1 protein-coding gene is annotated in these 480 nt (G+C 63.8%); it reads left to right on the top strand.

Going from position 1 to position 480, the window contains the following annotated elements:
• The coding region (locus AC07FD_RS27435) for a hypothetical protein (protein ID WP_478352392.1) at window positions 1-200 on the top strand (200 nt) is incomplete at its 5' end.
• Window positions 201-480: the final 280 nt, after the last annotated feature.

Consider the following 480-nt stretch of genomic DNA (forward strand, 5'->3'; position numbering starts at 1 on the left):
GGTGGAGACTGATGCGTCACGTTGTTTTTGCAGCGCTGGCGATATCGGCGGGAGCGGTCGGCGTGGGCAAAGCGGCCCCGGCGGGTGTTCTGGTAGCGCAGCCCCGCCGCACGCAGACTGTCACGGCGGGCTTCATGGCCGCAGTCAGAACCACAGAAGCGCTGACCCCGATCGCAATGCCGGCAAAGCAAGACCTGTGAGCGGCACCGTGCGCAGAGAAAGAAACGACCGGTTTGCATTGCGGCGGCGAACCTCTCGGAACGCCGTCGGGATTGCGGGGAAAAGCTCGACGGAATGCGCCAATGCCATTATGCTGGCGCATACCGTGAACCAGTCGGCATCAGTGCCCGGGGACCTGCAAGTCCCCTCACACGGGCCGTTGGGATAGGACATCGAGTTTACGTGGTAGTGGGTCGATGTCTGATTGCGGCGCTCCGCACATGTAGCATGCGCGGACGCAGCGCGGGATGCGCCTCAGTC

This window comes from Mesorhizobium waitakense, from assembly GCF_056431085.1.